We start from the raw sequence: 16,644 nt of genomic DNA, 5'->3' as shown, positions 1-16,644 counted from the left end.
GGGAAAGATGGACGAGCGTGTGCGCGAACTGGCCGAGCGGCTGCTGAGCAAGGGCTACGACGACCTGCCCGAACGGGAACAGCGCGTGCTGCGCCGCATCGCGGGCCGTGCGGCGATCTCGCGCAACGTCAACGAGTCCTTCCGCCAGGAACTGAGCTTCGGCGACCGCGTGGCCGACCGGGTGGCGGCCTTCGGCGGGTCGTGGAGCTTCATCATCCTCTTTGCCGCGGTGATTCTCGGCTGGGTGGCGGCCAATGTCTGGATCATGGTGCGGCCGGCCGATCCCTATCCCTTCGTATTCCTCAACCTCATCCTGTCGATGGTCGCGGCGATCCAGGCCCCCGTGATCATGATGTCGCAGAATCGCCAGGCGGCAAAGGACCGGCTGGCGGCGGCGCATGACTACGAGGTGAACCTGAAGGCGGAACTGGAGATCATGAGCCTGCACGAGAAGGTGGACGACATCCGCATGCGCCAGCTCGAGGCGCTGTTTGCGCGTCTCGAGGCGAAGATCGACGCACTGTCACGCCGCTAGGACGCGGGGGCTTGGGCAGCGCAGATGCTAGGCGAGCAGCCGGGCGGGAATCAGGCCGCGAAGCGCATTGCCGACGTAGAGGCGGGCGCGCGGGAGGTCGGAGGCGCGAATCACCGCCTCGCGCGCCGCGCCGATGGCGAGAAGCTCGGCGCGGAGGATGCCCGGCAGACAGCCCGAGGCGAGCGGCGGTGACAGGAGCCCGCCGCCGAAGTCGGCGAAGAGGTTGGTGATCGTGCCTTCGCAGGCCTCGCCCCGCGTATTGAGGAAGATGACTTCGTCGATGCCGGCGGGCAGCGCCGCGCGGGTGCGGTCGTAGAGCGCGCGTTCCGTCGTCTTGTGGCGCAGGAGCGGCGCGTCGGGGTCGAGCCGATCCGCGGCGACGGTGACGCGCCATTCGGGCGGGTTGGGTCCGAGGGGCCCGGTCGTGACCTCGGCCGTGCCGGAGCGCGAGATGGTCAGCCGGACGCGGAGCTGCGCCGGCCCGCCCACGGTGTCCAGCGCCGCCCGGACCCTCGCCTCGTCCCAGAGGAAGCCCAGTTCCGCGGATGAGGCGCGGGCGCGGGCGAGATGGGCGTCGAGTCGGCGGAAGGCGGTGCCGTCCCAGCCGAAGGTCTCGATCAGCCGCGTATCGGGTCGGCAAAGCGGGCTTTCCACAACGCCTCCTCGTATTCGCCCTCGGGGGTGGAATCGGCGACGATGCCGCCGCCGACGCCGAAGCTGGCGGTGCCGTCGGCCGCAAGCGTCAGCGTGCGGATCGCCACGTTGAAGGCCGAGCTTCCGTCCGGGCCGAGCCAGCCGATCGCCCCGCAATAGGCGCCGCGGGGCGCGGGCTCCAGTTCGCGGATGATCTGCATCGCCCGGATCTTCGGCGCGCCGGTGACCGAGCCGCAGGGAAAGAGCGCATGGACAAGCGCGGAGGGCGGCGTTCCGGGGCGCAGCCGGCCCGTCACGCGGCTGACCATCTGGTGCACGGTGGCATAGCTCTCGACCGTGTAGAGCTCGGGCACCCGCACCGATCCGACGGTGCAGATGCGGGAGATATCATTGCGAAGAAGATCAACGATCATGAGGTTCTCCGCGCGGTTCTTCACGCTTTGCTGCAACTCCAGCCGCAGCGCCGCGTCATGGGCGGGGTTCGAGGCACGGGGCGCGGTGCCCTTCATCGGCCGGGTCTCGATCGCCCCTTCCGCATCCGTGGCGAAGAAGAGTTCGGGTGAGCGCGAGACGAGCACGGGGCAGCCGGCAAGGGCGACGAATGCGCCGTGGCCGACCGGCTGGCGGGCGCGAAGGGCGCCATAGAGGCCGAGCGGGGAACCGGCAAAGCTGGCGCGCATCTGCATCGTCAGGTTGGCCTGGTAGATGTCGCCGGCGCCGATGTAGTCGAGAACGCGGGCCATCGCCCCGGCATGCTCCGCTGCGGTCCAGTCGGGCGTCGCAGGCGAGAGGTGCGTCCCGGCCGCCTCGGCCGCGGCCCGGGCAAGGACCGCCCCGGCCGCAAGCGGATGGTCGTAGAGACCGAAGGCGAGGAGCGGCAGCCCTCGCGCCTCGGGCATCAGCGCGGTGAGGCGCGGCTCCAGCGCGTAGCCTGCCTCGTAGCTCAGGAACCCGGCGGCCCAGAGGCCCCCGGCGCGGGCGGCATCGAGCGCGGCAAGCGCCGGGGCGACCTCGGCCGCCGTCTCCGCCCGGATGATTCGGCGCAGGGCGTCGAAGAGGGCCGGCGCGCCGCCGGGGCCATTCTCGATCAGGATCATGCGTTCCGCCCGCGATAGGGTAGTGCCGCAATAGGCTCCGGCCAGGGTTTGGGCAATCCCGTTCGCGGCCCTTCGCGCGCCGTTCGCGGCCTGGCGGCTCCGGATTGACCGAGGTCAAAGCCGGACGCGCTCAGCCGCGCGAGAAAGGGGCGAAGCGATGAAAGGAAAGCTCAATGTCGAACACACCGCACGAACTGCACGAGGAGTTCCCGGCCGAGGCGGACAAGATCCACGCCCTGAAGGTCTCCAACACGCATTTCGCCCGGCTGGCGGAGGAATACCACGAGTTGAACCGGCAGGTGCATCGTGCCGAGTCCGGCATCGAGCCCGTCGACCAGTTCGCCGAGGTCGAGATGCGCAAGAAGCGCGCCCAGCTCAAGGACGAGATCTACCGGATGATCCAGGCGGCGTGAGGCTCAGCCGATCTCGTAGGGCAGGAGCCCGCGCCGGTTGGGGTCCACCCTGAGTTTGCGTTCGAGCGGCGGGACGGAGCGCTGATGGCACTCCGTCCGGTCGCAGATGCGGCAGGATATGCCGATGGGCTCGAAGGCGCGGGCGTTCGTCACGTCGAGCCCGTCGGCGTAGACGAGGTCCTTGGCGTGGCTCACCTCGCAGCCGAGCCCGATCGCATAGCGCCGGACGGGCGCGTGGAAGGACCCTCCGGGCTTCGAGATGTCGCGCGCGAGGCTCAGGTACCGCACGCCGTCGGGCGTCTCGGCAAGCTGGCGCAGGAAGCGCCCGGGCGTCTCGAAGGCCTGGTGGACGTTCCACAAGGGACAGGCGCCGCCGAAACGCGCGAACTGGAGCCGCGTGGCCGAGTGGCGCTTGGTGATCGTGCCCGCCTGATCGACGCGGACAAAGAAGAAGGGAATGCCCTTCATCCCCGGCCGCTGCAGGGTGGACAGCCGGTGCGCCACCTGTTCGATCGAGGCGCCGAAGCGGTCGGCGAGGCGTTCGAGATCGTGCCGGGTTTCCTGCGCTGCCGCCAGGAACGCGCGGTAGGGCAGGAGCGCGGCACCCGCGAAATAGTTGGCAAGACCGATCTTGGCGATGGCGCGGGCGGCATCGGACTGGAAGCGGGCAAGGTCGAGCGTCGCCTCGATCAGGTCGCCCTGCGTCAGGAGCGCGACCTGGTGCAGTAGCTGGAAGCGCTGCGTCGGCGCGCTGGCGCGGGTAGAGAGGGTGAGTACCTTGCCGCTGAGCGAGCGGACCTGCTCCGCATCGGCGAGGCTGAGGGAGATGCCGTGGGCTGCAAGGGCGGCACGCGCCGGCTTGCCGACGTCGCCGAGCGCTCCGTCGGGCGACGCAAACCGTTCCGCCGCGCGGTCCACGGCGTCGAGATAGTTGTCGCAGTAGTGAAAGAAGTCGCGCACCTCTTCCCAAGGCGAGGCGCGGCTCGAGCCCCCCTCGCGCCCCAGCGCCTCGTCGAGCGAGGCGAGGCGTTCGTGGTTCTGCCGGTAGCCGCGGTGCAGCTCGAGGAAGGCACGGGCGAGCATCGGCGCATTCGACGCCGCAAGCCGGAGGTCGGCAAGGGGCGGCATCGTGTCGGCGAAGACCGGGTCCGCGAGCGCCTCGCGCATGTCGGAGACGAGACGCTCGGCATCGCCCGCCGAAAGCTCCGTCACGTCAAGGCCGAATTCCCCCGCCAGCGCCAGCACCACCGCGGCGGAGACCGGGCGGTGATTGTTCTCCATCTGGTTGAGGTAGGGGAGAGAGACGCCGAGCTTGGTGGCGAACGCCTTCTGGGTCAGGCCGAGCCGCGCGCGCGTCTCGCGCAGCTTCGCGCCGGCGTAGAGTTTCTGGGTGGCCATCGCCCCGGGCTCCGCAGGTTTGCGAAGCCGAGAGTAGCCTTTGCAAAGCCCGCTGCCAAGGTCCCTGCCGGATCGCTCAGAGGCCCAGCCTGCGGGCGCGGCGGATGACGAGGAGGATCGAGGCGACCGCGGCCACGGCACAGGCGAACATCAGGATTGCGAGCGGTGCAGCGCCGCCGCCGAGGCCGAGCGCCCAGCCTGCGGCCGCAGAGATCGCCGCGCCCCCGCCGATCATGATCGCACCGCCGAGCCCGGAGGCCGTGCCCGCGAGCCCCGGCCGGACCGAGAGCATCCCGGCGTTCGCGCCGGGCAGCGCCATGCCGTTGCCGAGGCCGACCGAGATGACGAGGCCGAAGAACGTGTTTGCTCCGGCAGACCCGGCAAGCGACAGGGCGACGAGCAAGCCCATGCAGACCGCCGTCAGGAGCGTGCCCAGGAGGATCATCCGGTCGATGCCTATACGGACCGAATAGCGCCCTGCGAGGAAGTTGCCCAAGGCGTAGCCGACCGCGGGCGCCCCGAGGTAGAGGCCGAGCCGTCCGGGAGAAAGGTGGAACACCTCGCTGCCGACGAAGGGCGCGCCGCCGAGATAGGCGAAGAACGCCCCCGAGGCGAACGCGGCGGAAAGGCTATAGCCCCAGAACCGGCGCGAGGCGAGAAGCTCGGGGTATTGCCGGACCTGGTCGGCGAAACGCGCCCGATGGCCGGCCGCCGTCTCGCCGAGGTCGGCCCAGATCATCCAGAGGACCGCGAGGCCGAGACCGAAGAGCACGACAAAGTTCGCGTGCCAGCCGAAGGCCCCGTCGAGAATGCCGCCGATCATCGGCCCGACCATCGGCACGAAGGCCATTCCCATGGTGACGTAACCGATCATCGACGCGGCCTCGTCTGCCGGCACCATGTCGCGGATGACGGCGCGGCTCAGGACCATTCCGGCGGCGACGACCGCCTGCATCATTCGGAAGGCGAGGAAGATACCGGCGGAGGGGGCGACAAGCGTGCCCGCCGTCGCGATCAGGAACAGCACGACGGACCAAAGGAGGACGGGCCGACGCCCGAACCGGTCCGAGATCGGGCCGATGACGATCTGCAGGCCGGCGCTGACGCCCAGATAGAGCGAGACCGAAAGCTGCATCAGCCGGTAGTCGGTGGCGAACCACTCGGTCATCGCCGGAAGCGAGGGCAGGAAGATGTTCATCGCCAGCGCCGAGAGCCCCGTGACCGCGACGAGGGTCGCGACATGCGGGGCGGTGGAGCGGTCGAGGAAGCGGACGACGGGGCGCGCGGTCATGCCCGAGGCGTAGCGGGCAGATTTGCGGCTGTCCATGCTCGGAGTGCACAGGGGGCTGTGCGAGCCCTCTCAGGCCCAGGGCTGGAAGACGAAGACGGCGCCGGCCGCGATCAGCGTGAAGCCGACGGCGTGGTTCCAGCCGAGCCCTTCTCCGAGCCAGGTCGCGGAGAAGACCGCGAAGACGACGAGGGTGATCACCTCCTGGATGGTCTTCAGTTCGGCCGCGGAGAAATGGCCGTGGCCGATCCGGTTGGCGGGCACCTGCAGGAGGTACTCGAAGAAGGCGATGCCCCAGCTTGCAAGGATGACGACGGCAAGCGGCGTCGCCTTGAACTTGAGATGGCCGTACCAGGCAAAGGTCATGAAGACATTCGAGGCCAGTAGAAGGCCGATCGTTATCAGCGGAACGGGAATACGGTCCATGATGCCTCGCACGGTTTTCCGATGCTATAGCCCGCGTCATGGAGGGCGGAAAGTCCCGTGGTTTTGCAGATATTCAATTCGCAGCATAGTGCTTGCGAAAATGTTGCAAATTTCCGGAAATCCGCTTTGACCGACCGGTGCCAGCGGATAGGGTGCGCCATCGCCTGGAGGGGGACCCGATGAAGGACATTCTCGAACAACTCGAATCCCGCCGCGCCATCGCCCGCGCCGGCGGCGGCCAGCGCCGGATCGACGCCCAGCACGCCCGTGGCAAGCTTACCGCGCGCGAGCGGATCGAGCTTCTTCTCGACGAAGGCAGCTTCGAGGAGTTCGACATGTTCGTCGCCCACCGCTGCACCGACTTCGGCATGGAGACCGACCGGCCGGCCGGCGACGGTGTCGTCACCGGCTGGGGCACGATCAACGGCCGCATGGTCTACGTCTTCAGCCAGGACTTCACGGTCTTCGGCGGCTCCCTGTCGGAAACCCACGCCCAGAAGATCTGCAAGATCATGGACATGGCGATGCAGAACGGCGCGCCGGTGATCGGGCTGAACGACTCGGGCGGCGCGCGCATCCAGGAGGGCGTGGCCTCGCTCGCCGGCTATGCCGACGTGTTCCAGCGCAACATCATGGCCTCGGGCGTGGTGCCGCAGATCAGCGTCATCATGGGCCCCTGCGCGGGCGGCGCGGTCTATTCGCCGGCGATGACCGACTTCATCTTCATGGTGAAGGATACGTCCTACATGTTCGTCACCGGCCCCGACGTGGTGAAGACCGTGACGAACGAGATCGTGACGGCCGAGGAGCTTGGCGGCGCCTCGACCCACACGAAGAAATCCTCGGTCGCCGACGGCGCCTTCGAGAACGACGTGGAGGCCCTGGCCGAGATTCGCAGGCTCTACGACTTCCTGCCGCTCTCGAACCGCGACAAGGCGCCGACCCGCCCCTTCTTCGACGATCCCGCGCGGGTGGAGCCGAGCCTCGACACGCTGATCCCCGACAACCCGAACCTGCCCTACGACATGAAGGAACTGATCCTAAAGGTGGCAGACGAGGGCGACTTCTTCGAGATCCAGAAGGATTATGCCGGCAACATTATCACCGGATTCATCCGCATCGAGGGGCAGACCGTGGGCGTGGTGGCCAACCAGCCGATGGTGCTGGCGGGCTGCCTCGACATCGACAGCTCGCGCAAGGCCGCGCGTTTCGTGCGCTTCTGCGATGCGTTTGAAATCCCGATCCTCACCTTCGTCGATGTGCCGGGCTTCCTGCCGGGCACGAGCCAGGAATACGGCGGCGTGATCAAGCACGGGGCGAAGCTCCTCTTCGCCTATGGCGAGGCGACGGTGCCGAAGGTCACGGTGATCACCCGCAAGGCCTATGGCGGCGCCTATGACGTAATGGCGTCGAAGCACCTGCGCGGCGATTTCAACTACGCCTGGCCGACGGCGGAGATTGCCGTGATGGGCGCCAAGGGCGCGGTCGAGATCCTCTACCGGGCGGAACTCGCCGACAGGGAGAAGATCGCCGAGCGGACGAAGAACTACGAGGACCGCTTCGCCAACCCCTTCGTGGCGGCCGAAAAGGGCTTCATCGACGAGGTGATCATGCCCCATTCCACGCGCAAGCGGGTGGCGCGGGCCTTCGCCTCGCTGCGGACGAAGAAGCTCGCGAACCCGTGGAAGAAGCACGACAATATTCCACTCTGAGGGCCGGGAGGCAGGGCGTGCGATGACCAGCACCGTGCCGAGTTGCAGGACGTCTCGGGCCGCTCTGCCGGGGCGGGGCACAGCGTCGGCGGGTGGCCTGCGGATGACAAGGGGAGCGGTGGCAGTCGCCATGATCGGGTTCGGCCTCGGCGCAGGAGCGCAGGAAACGGCGGTGACGGGCGGCACGGTCGTCGCCGTGCCTTCCGGGCAGGACGTGACCTATCTCGATACGGTGCAATCGGCGCCGGGACCGGAGGGTCTGACGATCCGCTTCCGCTTCGTCGCGCCGGCGATCGCACGCGATGCCGCCACCGTCGATGTGGAGGCCGCACAGGCCGACATGGAGGCGCTCTGCAACGACTTCGCCCTGCCGCGGCTGCCGGCCACCGGGCCAGCGCCGGCGCAGGTCATCATCTCGCTCTCCGACCGCGCGGTTGCCTTTGGCGAGCCGGCGCCCGAGGCCACACAGTTCTTCGAGGCCTATGCGATCACCGACGGGCGCTGCCAGTGGGAGCCGTTCTGATGGCGACGCCCGGCGATTTCCGGTCAATCACGTCCGGTGGGGCGGGTGGTGCCCCCGCGCCACAGCCCGCCGCCTTGCGCGGTGCACGGTGGGATAGTATCGTCAGAGCGGGTATGATCGCCAAGGGATGCGGCGACGCAGCCCGTAGCGATAACAACAGGTCGGGGTGCACCGCGAGAGGCGCAACCGCCGAATTGAGCAGGAGATTCGAATGTCCAGAAAAGCCCTTGTTGCCGCCATGCTCGTGGCCGTCGTGGCCGGTTGCGCGGCAAAGAAGGAAACCGTCTACGCGGAACAGCCCGTCACGACGGAGCCCGTCTTCACCGGCAAGTACGGCAGCTGATCCCATCGGCCGGGTCCGGGCGCCACGCCCGGCCCCGGCCCGCCGCCCGGCCGCCCCATCCGGGAGGGGTGTGCCATGCTGAAGCACCGCGGCTTTCCCGGCCGCCTTCCCGGCACCGACCACCAGTTCGTGATCCGCCGCGCCAATCCGAAGGGCGCAACGCGGCTCGTCGCGCGCGAACGCTTCCGTGACCGCAGTCCCGCCGACCGCCGTGCCGACCTGGCCTTCATGGCCGCGCTCTGGGACAATTTCGGCGAGGAACCCTTCGAGCGCGGCAATCTCGATGCGGGCCGGCTTTCCTGGCTTTTCGGCCGCGAAGTGGTCCCGGCCGGGCTCCCGTTCGATCCGGAAAGCTACGAGGCGCTCCTGCGCATCGACCTCGCCCGGGCCCGCGCGAGCTTCCCCGAAGTCTTCGAGGGGGAGGAATAGGCATGTTTCTGCGTGTTCCTGCAGCGTTTCAGCATGAAATTGCCGATCGTTTCCTCACTGGAAACTTTGTCTTTGCGCAAATGGCGCGTCCAGCACATGCTCCGTGCGGGGCGTCACCCTACAGCAAGCTTCGCGCCCCGATTTGTCAAAACCGTTACCCTTCCCCTTCTCTACGGCCTGATCCCATCGGGGTCAGGCCACTTTTGTCTCAGGATGGCCGCCCGCGTTTCGGTCGACATTGCGCCGCCGATGGGCGTCATTCATGGCGAATCCGCTTTTCGGCCGCCGGGAATACGCTAGAATTATTTTCCATATCAACTCTAACCGGAGGAAGAGCAGAATGCGTTATACAAGGATCATCGTTGCCGTCGCGCTGGTGGGAAGTCTCGCCGGCTGCCTGCAAAACGACGCCGAGCGCGGCGTTGCGGGCGCGGCCGCTGGCGCGGTCATTGCCGACGCTACGGGCAACAGTGCGGTCACGGGTGCCATCATCGGCGCGGGCGCCGGTGTCTTCTGCGACGACGCGGGCATCTGCAACTGACACCCTGACGGCGGCCCTATCGCGGCCGCATGTGTCTTGCATCAGGGCCACCGGGGCAGCACGCCCGGGTGGCCCTTCGTGTTTTCATGACCGGGAGAGCCCGGCGCGGCCTGAGAAGGGGACGACATGTTCAAGAAGATCCTGATCGCGAACCGGGGCGAAATTGCCTGCCGGGTCATCAAGTCGGCCCGCAAGATGGGCATCAAGACCGTCGCCGTCTATTCCGATGCCGACCGCGAGGCGCTGCACGTCAAGATGGCGGACGAGGCCGTGCATATCGGCCCGCCGCCCGCCGCGCAGTCCTACATCGTCATCGACAAGATCATGGAGGCCATCCGCAAGACCGGCGCGGAGGCCGTCCACCCCGGCTATGGCTTCCTGTCCGAGAACATGAAGTTCGCCGAGGCGCTGGAAAGGGAGGGCGTGACCTTCATCGGCCCGCCATCGCCGGCGATCGAGGCGATGGGCGATAAGATCACCTCCAAGAAGATCGCCATGGAGGCGGGCGTTTCCACCGTGCCCGGCTACATGGGGCTCATCGCCGATGCCGAGGAGGCGGTCAGGATCAGCCGAGACATCGGATATCCGGTGATGATCAAGGCATCGGCCGGCGGCGGCGGCAAGGGCATGCGCATCGCCTGGAACGACGAGGAGGCGCGGGACGGCTTCCAGTCCTCGAAGAACGAGGCGGCGGCCTCCTTCGGCGACGACCGCATCTTCATCGAGAAGTTCGTGACCCAGCCGCGCCATATCGAGATTCAGGTGCTGGCCGACAAGCACGGCAACTGCGTCTACCTGCATGAGCGGGAGTGCTCCATCCAGCGGCGGAACCAGAAGGTGATCGAGGAGGCCCCGAGCCCCTTCCTCGACGAGAAGACCCGCAAGGCGATGGGCGAGCAGGCCTGCGCGCTGGCCCGCGCCGTCGGCTACACCAGCGCGGGCACGGTGGAGTTCATCGTCGATGGCAGCCGCAACTTCTATTTCCTTGAAATGAATACCCGTTTGCAGGTCGAGCATCCGGTGACCGAGCTGATCACGGGCGTCGATCTCGTGGAGCAGATGATCCGCGTCGCGGGGGGCGAGAGGCTGCCCTTCCGGCAATCCGACCTCAGGATCAACGGCTGGGGGATGGAAAGCCGGCTCTACGCCGAGGATCCCTATCGCAACTTCCTGCCCTCGATCGGCCGGCTCACCCGCTACCGCCCGCCGGTCGAGGCCGCGACGGCGGAGGGCGTCGTGCGCAACGACACCGGCGTCTACGAGGGCGGCGAGATCAGCATGTACTACGATCCGATGATCGCCAAGCTCTGCACCTGGGCGCCGACGCGCGGCGCGGCTATCGAGGGGATGCGCGTCGCGCTCGACACGTTCGAAGTGGAGGGGATCGGCCACAACCTGCCGTTCCTTTCCGCCGTGATGGACCATCCCCGCTTCGTCGAGGGCGCGATCACCACGGCCTTCATCGCCGAGGAATATCCCGAGGGCTTCCAGGGCGTGACCCTGCCCGAAGGCGGCCTGCGCAAGGTGGCAGCGGCCGCGGCGGCGATGAACCGGGTGGCGGAAATCCGGCGGACGCGGATCACCGGCCGGCTTGGCAACCACGAGCGCCACGTCGGCGACGACTGGGTCGTCAGCCTTCAGGGCGAGGCGATCGCGGTCACGATCGCAGCCGACCGCGACGGCGCGACGGTGCATTTCGCCGACGGCAGCGCCCATCGCGTCACCTCGGACTGGACGCCGGGCCAGCCGCTTGCCCGGCTCACGGTGGACGGCGACCCGGTCGTGCTGAAGGTCGGGAAAATCCCCGGGGGCTTCCGTATCCGCACCCGCGGCGCCGACCTCAAGGTGCATGTCCGCACGCCCCGTCAGGCCGAGCTGGCGCGCCTGATGCCGGAAAAGGCCGCTCCCGACACCTCGAAGTTCCTCCTTTGCCCGATGCCGGGCCTCGTCGTGAAGATCAGCGTCGAGGTGGGGCAGGAGGTGCAGGAAGGCCAGGCGCTCGCCACCGTCGAGGCGATGAAGATGGAGAACATCCTGCGCGCCGAGCGGAAGGGCACCGTCAAGCGCGTCGTTGCCGCGGCCGGGGCGAGCCTTAGGGTCGATGACGTGATCCTGGAGTTCGAGTGAGGATGGGCGAAGGGGCAAACGTCAGCCGCTATCCCCTCTGGGGGATGCTTGCCGCGCTGGGGGGTTTTCTCGCCCTCCAGGCGGTGGCGGCCTGGCATGCCGGGGTCTTCGAATATCCGCTCGACGACGTCTATATCCACCTCGCCATGGCCGAGAAGATCGCCCAGGGCACCTACGGCGTGAACCTTGGCGAGCCTGCCTCGGCCTCCTCCTCCATCGTCTACCCGTTTCTCCTGCTGCCCTTTCCGGGCACGGAGGCCCAGCGGCTTCTGCCGCTCTTCTGGAACACGCTCGCGGTCGCGGGGGCCGGCTGGGCCTGGGGCCTTGTCGCCGCGGCCGCCGGACTGGCCGGCGCGGCCGGCGCGACCATCGTCATCGCCGGGCCGGTTTTCCTCAACATCTCGGGCGTCGGCTACACCGGAATGGAGGCGGCCCCGCATCTGCTGGCGAGCCTCCTCGTGGTACTCGGGCTCTGGCGGGCGCTGAACGGGCAGGGGGCCGCATGGTGGCTGGTCGCGGCGGCGATCGCCGCGCCGCTCTTTCGCTACGAGGGGCTGGCGCTTTCGCTGGCGGCGGCGGTGGCGCTCTGGCTCTGGGGGCATCGTCGCGCGGCGGGCCTGATCGCCTGCGGCGCGCTCGGCGCGGTCCTCGGCTTCAGCCTCTTCCTCCTCCATCTCGGCCTCGACCCTCTGCCGGGTTCGATCCTCGCCAAGACCGGCGGCCTCGACCCTCAGGGTGGTATCGGGTTCCGCCTGCTCGTCGGTCTCATCGCCAACCTGGTGAAGCCGGCGGGGGCGATCCTCGCGCTTCTCCTCGTTGTCCTTCTGGCCACGGCGGGGGCCATCCCCGCGCTCCGGCGCGGACCGGCCGGGGCGATGGTGGCGACCGTCGGGGCGGCGGCGCTCGCGCATCTCGTCTTCGGGCAGGTCGGCTGGATGCACCGGTATGAGCCCTATGTCCTCGTGATCCTCCTCGGCGCCTTTCTCCTCGCCGGATCGGCGGCGGGGTCCCGGGCGGCGCGGATCGGGCAGGGCGCGTCGCTTGCGACGATGGCGGCCGCCGCGGTGGCCTATGGACCGACGCTCTGGGGCGCCTATGTCTGGAACCCGCGCGCGATCCACTTGCAGCAGGCGCAGATGGCGCGGTTCGCGCAGGATTACCTCAAGGCGCCGGTGGCAGTGAACGACCTCGGCCGGGTGGCCTGGGGCAATCCCGACTACGTGCTCGACATCTGGGGGCTCGGCTCCGCCGAGGCGCGAAGGACCCGCTTCGGCCCGGTGGCGCCCGCGGACGGCTGGGCCGGCCCGCTCGCCACCGCGCATGGCGTGAAGGCGGCGATGATCTACGACAAGTGGTTCGCCTCTGCCGTCGCGCCGGGCTGGGTCCGGGTGGCGACGCTCTCGGTGACCCGGCCCAAGGGCGCGCTCGGCGACTGGAAGGTCGCCATCTACGCGACCGACGCCGCCGACGCGGCGGCGTTGCGCAACGACCTCGTGGCCTTCGCGCCGACGCTTCCGGGCGAAGCGGTGCTTACCCTGGAGGGCGGCGGGGCATGAGCGCGGCGACCGAGATCACCGTCCACCTTGGCGTTCATCGCACCGGCACGACCGCGCTCCAGCGGCTGCTCCAGCGCCATGCCGACCGGCTGGCTGCGGCCGGGATCGGCTATCTCGGCCCCGCGACCCTTCGCGGCGAGGAACTGGCGGGAGACCTGCGCGCCTGGACGAAGGCGCGCGCCGCGGGACACGCCCCCGTCCCCTCGCCGCTGACGGCGGAATGCGGCCGCCTGGTCGCGGCAGGCTGTACTCATGTCGTCATCAGCGAGGAGAACCTTCCCGGCACGATGGGACCGAACCTGTCGCGGGCCGAGCTTTACCCGAACGCCGAGGCGCGGCTCGCCGACCTTTCGGCGGCCCTGCCTGTCGCGCCCGCCCGCATCTTCCTGACGGTGCGCGATTACCCGGGCTACTGGCGCTCGTCCCATGCCCATGCCCTGCTTGCCGGCGACGACGCGGACTTCGACGCCAGCCGGTTCGCCGGGGCGGCGGGAAATTCCTGGATGCCGTTGCTGTGCGCAATCCGGGCGACCTTCCCCGACGCCCGTGTCATGGTCGCGCGGCACCGGGCGGACCGCTCCTTCGTTCCCGCGCTCGCCGCCGCGATGGTCGGGCCGGGGCCGCTTGCCGGCGTGGCGCGCCCCTGGACGACGGTGAACGCCTCGCTGCCGGCCGATGTGCTGGACACCCTGCGACGGATGCCCCGGGGCCCCGACCGTGCCAGGATGGCGGAGGCCGCGCGGCGCGCGGGAGGGCCGCCGCTGGACCCGTTCTCCGCGGCGCAAACCGCCGCGCTGATGGCGCGCTTCGAACGCGAATGGGCCGCGATCGGGACGGGTGCCGTTCCCGGCGTCGAAATCCTCGCGCTGGCGGAGCCGGAGGCGGCGCGATGATCCGGCGTCAGCCTCCGCCGCGCCCTTCGCGGATCTCCTGCTGGCGAAGCGGGAACTTGTCGATCGCATGGGCGATCTCGCGCACGCTCCAGGGCAGGGGCTTGCGCAGCATCACCTGTCCGTTCTTGTCGAGCAGCACCATCGAGAACCCGCGGGGGCGCAGTCTCTTCCGCGCGTCGGACGGAACCTTCGGATCGGTATCGGTCAGGATCACCACGTCGCGCTTGAGGAGTTCGCCGGGATCGTCGGCGAGGTACCTGATCTGCGTCTGGAACGCGGGATCGTTGGGGCTGTCGGCGAAGACGACGATCGGGCGCTTGAGCCAGAGGAAATCCGCAAGCGTGACCTCCGCCGCGGGGACGGGCGGCAATTCGGGCCGGGGCGTCTCGGCCACAACCGGGGTTGCGGCAAGAACCGCGAGGCACAGGGCGGCAACGAACTTCATGGGCACTCCTTTCGTTCAGATATAGGCGGAACGGGCGGAATGCCAAAGACTTACGCCGGATAACCCTGCGGGACTCCGGGCAAGGAGAAAGGACAAGGCGATGACCGATAAGCTGTCGACGTGGCGGCACCTGGCCGAGAAGGAACTGAAGGGGAAGTCGCCCGACGCGCTGGCCTGGGAGACGCTGGAAGGCATCCGGGTGAAGCCGCTCTATACCGAGGCCGACACCGCCGGTCTCGCGCACATGGGCTCCGTCCCTGGCCTCGCCCCCTTCACCCGCGGGGTCCGCGCCACGATGTATGCCGGCCGGCCCTGGACGATCCGGCAATATGCGGGCTTCTCGACGGCGGAGGAGAGCAACGCCTTCTACCGCAAGAACCTCGCCGCCGGGCAGCAGGGCGTCTCGGTCGCCTTCGACCTTGCGACGCACCGCGGCTATGACAGCGACCACCCGCGCGTCGTGGGCGATGTCGGCAAGGCGGGCGTCGCGATCGACAGCGTCGAGGACATGAAGATCCTCTTCGACGGCATTCCGCTGGAAAAGATCTCCGTCTCCATGACGATGAACGGCGCGGTGATCCCGATCCTCGCCTCCTTCATCGTCGCCGGCGAGGAGCAGGGTGTGGCGCGGTCGGCCCTGTCGGGCACGATCCAGAACGACATCCTCAAGGAATTCATGGTGCGGAACACCTACGTCTATCCGCCTGAACCCAGCATGAGGATCGTCGCCGACATCATTGAATACACGGCGAAAGAGATGCCGAAGTTCAACTCCATCTCGATCTCCGGCTACCACATGCAGGAGGCGGGCGCGAACCTGGTGCAGGAACTGGCCTACACGCTGGCCGACGGGCGCGAATATGTCCGCGCCGCCATCGCGCGAGGCATGAACGTGGATGACTTCGCGGGCAGGCTCAGCTTCTTCTTCGCCATCGGCATGAACTTCTTCATGGAGGCCGCAAAGCTGCGCGCCGCCCGGCTCCTCTGGCACCGGATCATGTCGGAGTTCGGGGCGACGAAGCCCGAAAGCCTGATGTTGCGCACGCATTGCCAGACCTCGGGCGTCTCCTTGCAGGAGCAGGACCCCTACAACAATGTCATCCGCACCGCCTACGAGGCGATGGCGGCGGTCCTGGGGGGCACGCAGTCCTTGCACACCAACGCGCTCGACGAGGCAATCGCGCTGCCGACCGAGTTCTCTGCCCGAATTGCGCGGAACACCCAGCTGATCCTCCAGGAGGAGACCGGGATCACCCATGTCGTCGATCCGCTTGCGGGATCCTATTACGTCGAAAGCCTCACGGCGGAACTGGCCGGCAAGGCCTGGGCGCTCATCGAGGAGGTCGAGGCGATGGGCGGCATGACCAAGGCGGTGGCCTCGGGCATGCCGAAGCTCAGGATCGAGGAATCGGCGGCACGGCGTCAGGCGATGATCGACCGGGGCGAGGAGGTCGTGGTGGGCGTCAACAAGTACCGTCCGACCCGGGAGGATCACATCGAGATCCTCGACGTCGACAACATGAAGGTGCGCGAGGCGCAGGTTGCCCGGCTGGAGCGCATCCGCGCGACCCGCGAAGCGGCCCGGTGCGCGGCGGCGCTGGCGGAACTCGAGCGGCGCGCGCGCGATGGCGGCAACCTTCTGGAAGCGGCCGTGGAGGCCGCGCGGGCACGGGCGAGCGTGGGAGAGATCAGCATGGCGATGGAAAAGGTGTTCGGCCGTCACCGGGCCGAGGTGAAGACGCTCGCCGGGGTCTATGGCGCCGCCTATGAGGGCGACGCGGGCTTCGCGGCGATCCAGAAGGACGTGGAGACCTTCGCCGAGGAGGAGGGCCGGCGCCCAAGGATGCTGGTCGTCAAGATGGGCCAGGACGGCCACGACCGCGGCGCCAAGGTCATCGCCACGGCCTTTGCCGACATCGGCTTCGACGTCGATGTGGGGCCGCTCTTCCAGACGCCGGAAGAGGCGGCGCAGGACGCGGTCGACAACGACGTGCATGTCGTCGGCATCTCCTCCCAGGCGGCGGGCCACAAGACGCTGGCGCCGAAACTGGTCGCGGCCCTGAAGGAGAAGGGGGCGGAGGACATCATCGTGATCTGCGGCGGCGTCATCCCGCAGCAGGACTACGACTTCCTCAAGTCCGCCGGGGTCAAGGCGATCTTCGGGCCGGGGACCAACATCCCGGCGGCGGCGAAGGACATCCTCGGGCTGATCCGGGCCGCGCGCGCGGCATGACCGGCCTCTTCCGCGCGCCGCCGGAGGGGCC

At 68.5% G+C, this 16,644-nt stretch carries 17 protein-coding genes; 11 read left to right on the top strand and 6 right to left on the bottom strand.

The annotated features are described in order from the left end of the window. The first annotated feature begins 7 nt into the window (after positions 1–7). The gene (locus F9K34_RS03005; protein WP_291335236.1) at positions 8–535 is read left to right on the top strand and encodes a DUF1003 domain-containing protein; all 528 of its coding nucleotides are present in this window, start codon (positions 8–10) and stop codon (positions 533–535) included. Between the two features lie 27 nt (positions 536–562). On the opposite strand, the gene F9K34_RS03000 is transcribed toward F9K34_RS03005, so the two are convergent. Beyond that, entirely contained in the window at positions 563–1,189 is a 627-nt protein-coding gene (locus F9K34_RS03000; protein WP_291335235.1) for an aminotransferase class IV family protein, read from the bottom strand. Further along, complete coding sequence (locus tag F9K34_RS02995) at positions 1,153–2,286, bottom strand: aminodeoxychorismate synthase component I (protein WP_291335234.1); 1,134 nt, start codon at positions 2,284–2,286, stop codon at positions 1,153–1,155. The genes F9K34_RS03000 and F9K34_RS02995 overlap by 37 nt, the downstream gene beginning before the upstream one ends. A 173-nt stretch (positions 2,287–2,459) precedes the next feature. Between F9K34_RS02995 and F9K34_RS02990 the strand changes: the two genes are divergently transcribed. Then, positions 2,460–2,699 carry a YdcH family protein gene (locus tag F9K34_RS02990; RefSeq protein ID WP_291335233.1) on the top strand — a complete coding sequence of 80 codons (240 nt, stop codon included), beginning with the start codon at positions 2,460–2,462 and terminating at the stop codon, positions 2,697–2,699. Positions 2,700–2,702: 3 nt separating this feature from the next. Here F9K34_RS02990 and F9K34_RS02985 read toward each other — a convergent pair whose 3' ends face one another. The 3 genes from F9K34_RS02985 to F9K34_RS02975 all read right to left on the bottom strand — a co-directional run bounded on the left by F9K34_RS02985 (position 2,703) and on the right by F9K34_RS02975 (position 5,811). Continuing rightward, positions 2,703–4,097 (bottom strand): helix-turn-helix domain-containing protein, encoded by a 1,395-nt coding sequence (locus F9K34_RS02985; RefSeq protein WP_291335231.1) that lies wholly within the window; start codon positions 4,095–4,097, stop codon positions 2,703–2,705. Positions 4,098–4,173: 76 nt separating this feature from the next. Further along, positions 4,174–5,388 carry a multidrug effflux MFS transporter gene (locus F9K34_RS02980; RefSeq protein WP_291335229.1) on the bottom strand — a complete coding sequence of 405 codons (1,215 nt, stop codon included), beginning with the start codon at positions 5,386–5,388 and terminating at the stop codon, positions 4,174–4,176. Between the two features lie 69 nt (positions 5,389–5,457). Continuing rightward, positions 5,458–5,811 carry a DMT family protein gene (locus tag F9K34_RS02975; protein WP_291335227.1) on the bottom strand — a complete coding sequence of 118 codons (354 nt, stop codon included), beginning with the start codon at positions 5,809–5,811 and terminating at the stop codon, positions 5,458–5,460. A 179-nt stretch (positions 5,812–5,990) separates the two neighbouring features. Between F9K34_RS02975 and F9K34_RS02970 the strand changes: the two genes are divergently transcribed. From F9K34_RS02970 to F9K34_RS02935, 8 genes are all read left to right on the top strand, one after another. After that, positions 5,991–7,523, top strand: a complete 1,533-nt coding sequence (locus tag F9K34_RS02970) for an acyl-CoA carboxylase subunit beta (protein WP_291335225.1) — start codon at positions 5,991–5,993, stop codon at positions 7,521–7,523. Positions 7,524–7,626: 103 nt separating this feature from the next. Then, complete coding sequence (locus tag F9K34_RS02965; RefSeq protein ID WP_291335223.1) at positions 7,627–8,046, top strand: DUF6497 family protein; 420 nt, start codon at positions 7,627–7,629, stop codon at positions 8,044–8,046. Between the two features lie 211 nt (positions 8,047–8,257). Next, positions 8,258–8,389 (top strand): hypothetical protein, encoded by a 132-nt coding sequence (locus F9K34_RS02960; RefSeq protein ID WP_291335221.1) that lies wholly within the window; start codon positions 8,258–8,260, stop codon positions 8,387–8,389. A gap of 75 nt (positions 8,390–8,464) precedes the next feature. Further along, positions 8,465–8,818: a hypothetical protein gene (locus tag F9K34_RS02955; RefSeq protein ID WP_291335219.1), complete on the top strand. Its 354-nt coding sequence runs from the start codon at positions 8,465–8,467 to the stop codon at positions 8,816–8,818. A 262-nt stretch (positions 8,819–9,080) separates the two neighbouring features. After that, on the top strand, positions 9,081–9,359 hold the full coding sequence (locus tag F9K34_RS02950; RefSeq protein WP_291335217.1) for a hypothetical protein: 279 nt from the start codon (positions 9,081–9,083) through the stop codon (positions 9,357–9,359). Between the two features lie 126 nt (positions 9,360–9,485). Beyond that, positions 9,486–11,486, top strand: coding sequence for an acetyl-CoA carboxylase biotin carboxylase subunit (locus F9K34_RS02945; RefSeq protein ID WP_291335215.1), 2,001 nt, complete (start codon positions 9,486–9,488; stop codon positions 11,484–11,486). 2 nt (positions 11,487–11,488) lie between these two features. Further along, on the top strand, positions 11,489–13,042 hold the full coding sequence (locus F9K34_RS02940) for a hypothetical protein (RefSeq protein WP_291335213.1): 1,554 nt from the start codon (positions 11,489–11,491) through the stop codon (positions 13,040–13,042). After that, positions 13,039–13,935, top strand: coding sequence for a hypothetical protein (locus tag F9K34_RS02935; RefSeq protein WP_291335211.1), 897 nt, complete (start codon positions 13,039–13,041; stop codon positions 13,933–13,935). Before F9K34_RS02940 ends, F9K34_RS02935 begins: the two co-directional genes overlap by 4 nt. Positions 13,936–13,942: 7 nt before the next feature. Here F9K34_RS02935 and F9K34_RS02930 read toward each other — a convergent pair whose 3' ends face one another. Then, positions 13,943–14,380: a DUF4174 domain-containing protein gene (locus tag F9K34_RS02930; protein ID WP_291335210.1), complete on the bottom strand. Its 438-nt coding sequence runs from the start codon at positions 14,378–14,380 to the stop codon at positions 13,943–13,945. 100 nt (positions 14,381–14,480) lie between these two features. Between F9K34_RS02930 and scpA the strand changes: the two genes are divergently transcribed. Continuing rightward, positions 14,481–16,613, top strand: coding sequence for a methylmalonyl-CoA mutase (gene scpA / locus F9K34_RS02925; protein WP_291335209.1), 2,133 nt, complete (start codon positions 14,481–14,483; stop codon positions 16,611–16,613). Positions 16,614–16,644 lie beyond the last annotated feature (31 nt).

The sequence above is a fragment of the Albidovulum sp. genome, assembly GCF_008933605.1.
Classification (GTDB): Bacteria; Pseudomonadota; Alphaproteobacteria; order Rhodobacterales; family Rhodobacteraceae; genus Albidovulum.
Note: the sequence above shows the minus strand (reverse complement) of the source record. Positions and strands in the feature narration are given on the sequence as shown.

Excerpts from the sequence above, each read along its gene's own strand:
- F9K34_RS03005 (WP_291335236.1), top strand. The coding sequence starts at position 8 with ATGGACGAGCGTGTGCGCGAACTGGCCGAGCGGCTGCTGAGCAAGGGC.
- F9K34_RS02995 (WP_291335234.1), bottom strand. The coding sequence starts at position 2,286 with ATGATCCTGATCGAGAATGGCCCCGGCGGCGCGCCGGCCCTCTTCGAC.
- F9K34_RS02990 (WP_291335233.1), top strand. The coding sequence starts at position 2,460 with ATGTCGAACACACCGCACGAACTGCACGAGGAGTTCCCGGCCGAGGCG.
- F9K34_RS02985 (WP_291335231.1), bottom strand. The coding sequence starts at position 4,097 with ATGGCCACCCAGAAACTCTACGCCGGCGCGAAGCTGCGCGAGACGCGC.
- F9K34_RS02980 (WP_291335229.1), bottom strand. The coding sequence starts at position 5,388 with ATGACCGCGCGCCCCGTCGTCCGCTTCCTCGACCGCTCCACCGCCCCG.
- F9K34_RS02975 (WP_291335227.1), bottom strand. The coding sequence starts at position 5,811 with ATGGACCGTATTCCCGTTCCGCTGATAACGATCGGCCTTCTACTGGCC.
- F9K34_RS02970 (WP_291335225.1), top strand. The coding sequence starts at position 5,991 with ATGAAGGACATTCTCGAACAACTCGAATCCCGCCGCGCCATCGCCCGC.
- F9K34_RS02965 (WP_291335223.1), top strand. The coding sequence starts at position 7,627 with ATGACAAGGGGAGCGGTGGCAGTCGCCATGATCGGGTTCGGCCTCGGC.
- F9K34_RS02960 (WP_291335221.1), top strand. The coding sequence starts at position 8,258 with ATGTCCAGAAAAGCCCTTGTTGCCGCCATGCTCGTGGCCGTCGTGGCC.
- F9K34_RS02955 (WP_291335219.1), top strand. The coding sequence starts at position 8,465 with ATGCTGAAGCACCGCGGCTTTCCCGGCCGCCTTCCCGGCACCGACCAC.
- F9K34_RS02950 (WP_291335217.1), top strand. The coding sequence starts at position 9,081 with ATGGCGAATCCGCTTTTCGGCCGCCGGGAATACGCTAGAATTATTTTC.
- F9K34_RS02945 (WP_291335215.1), top strand. The coding sequence starts at position 9,486 with ATGTTCAAGAAGATCCTGATCGCGAACCGGGGCGAAATTGCCTGCCGG.
- F9K34_RS02940 (WP_291335213.1), top strand. The coding sequence starts at position 11,489 with ATGGGCGAAGGGGCAAACGTCAGCCGCTATCCCCTCTGGGGGATGCTT.
- F9K34_RS02935 (WP_291335211.1), top strand. The coding sequence starts at position 13,039 with ATGAGCGCGGCGACCGAGATCACCGTCCACCTTGGCGTTCATCGCACC.
- F9K34_RS02930 (WP_291335210.1), bottom strand. The coding sequence starts at position 14,380 with ATGAAGTTCGTTGCCGCCCTGTGCCTCGCGGTTCTTGCCGCAACCCCG.
- scpA (WP_291335209.1), top strand. The coding sequence starts at position 14,481 with ATGACCGATAAGCTGTCGACGTGGCGGCACCTGGCCGAGAAGGAACTG.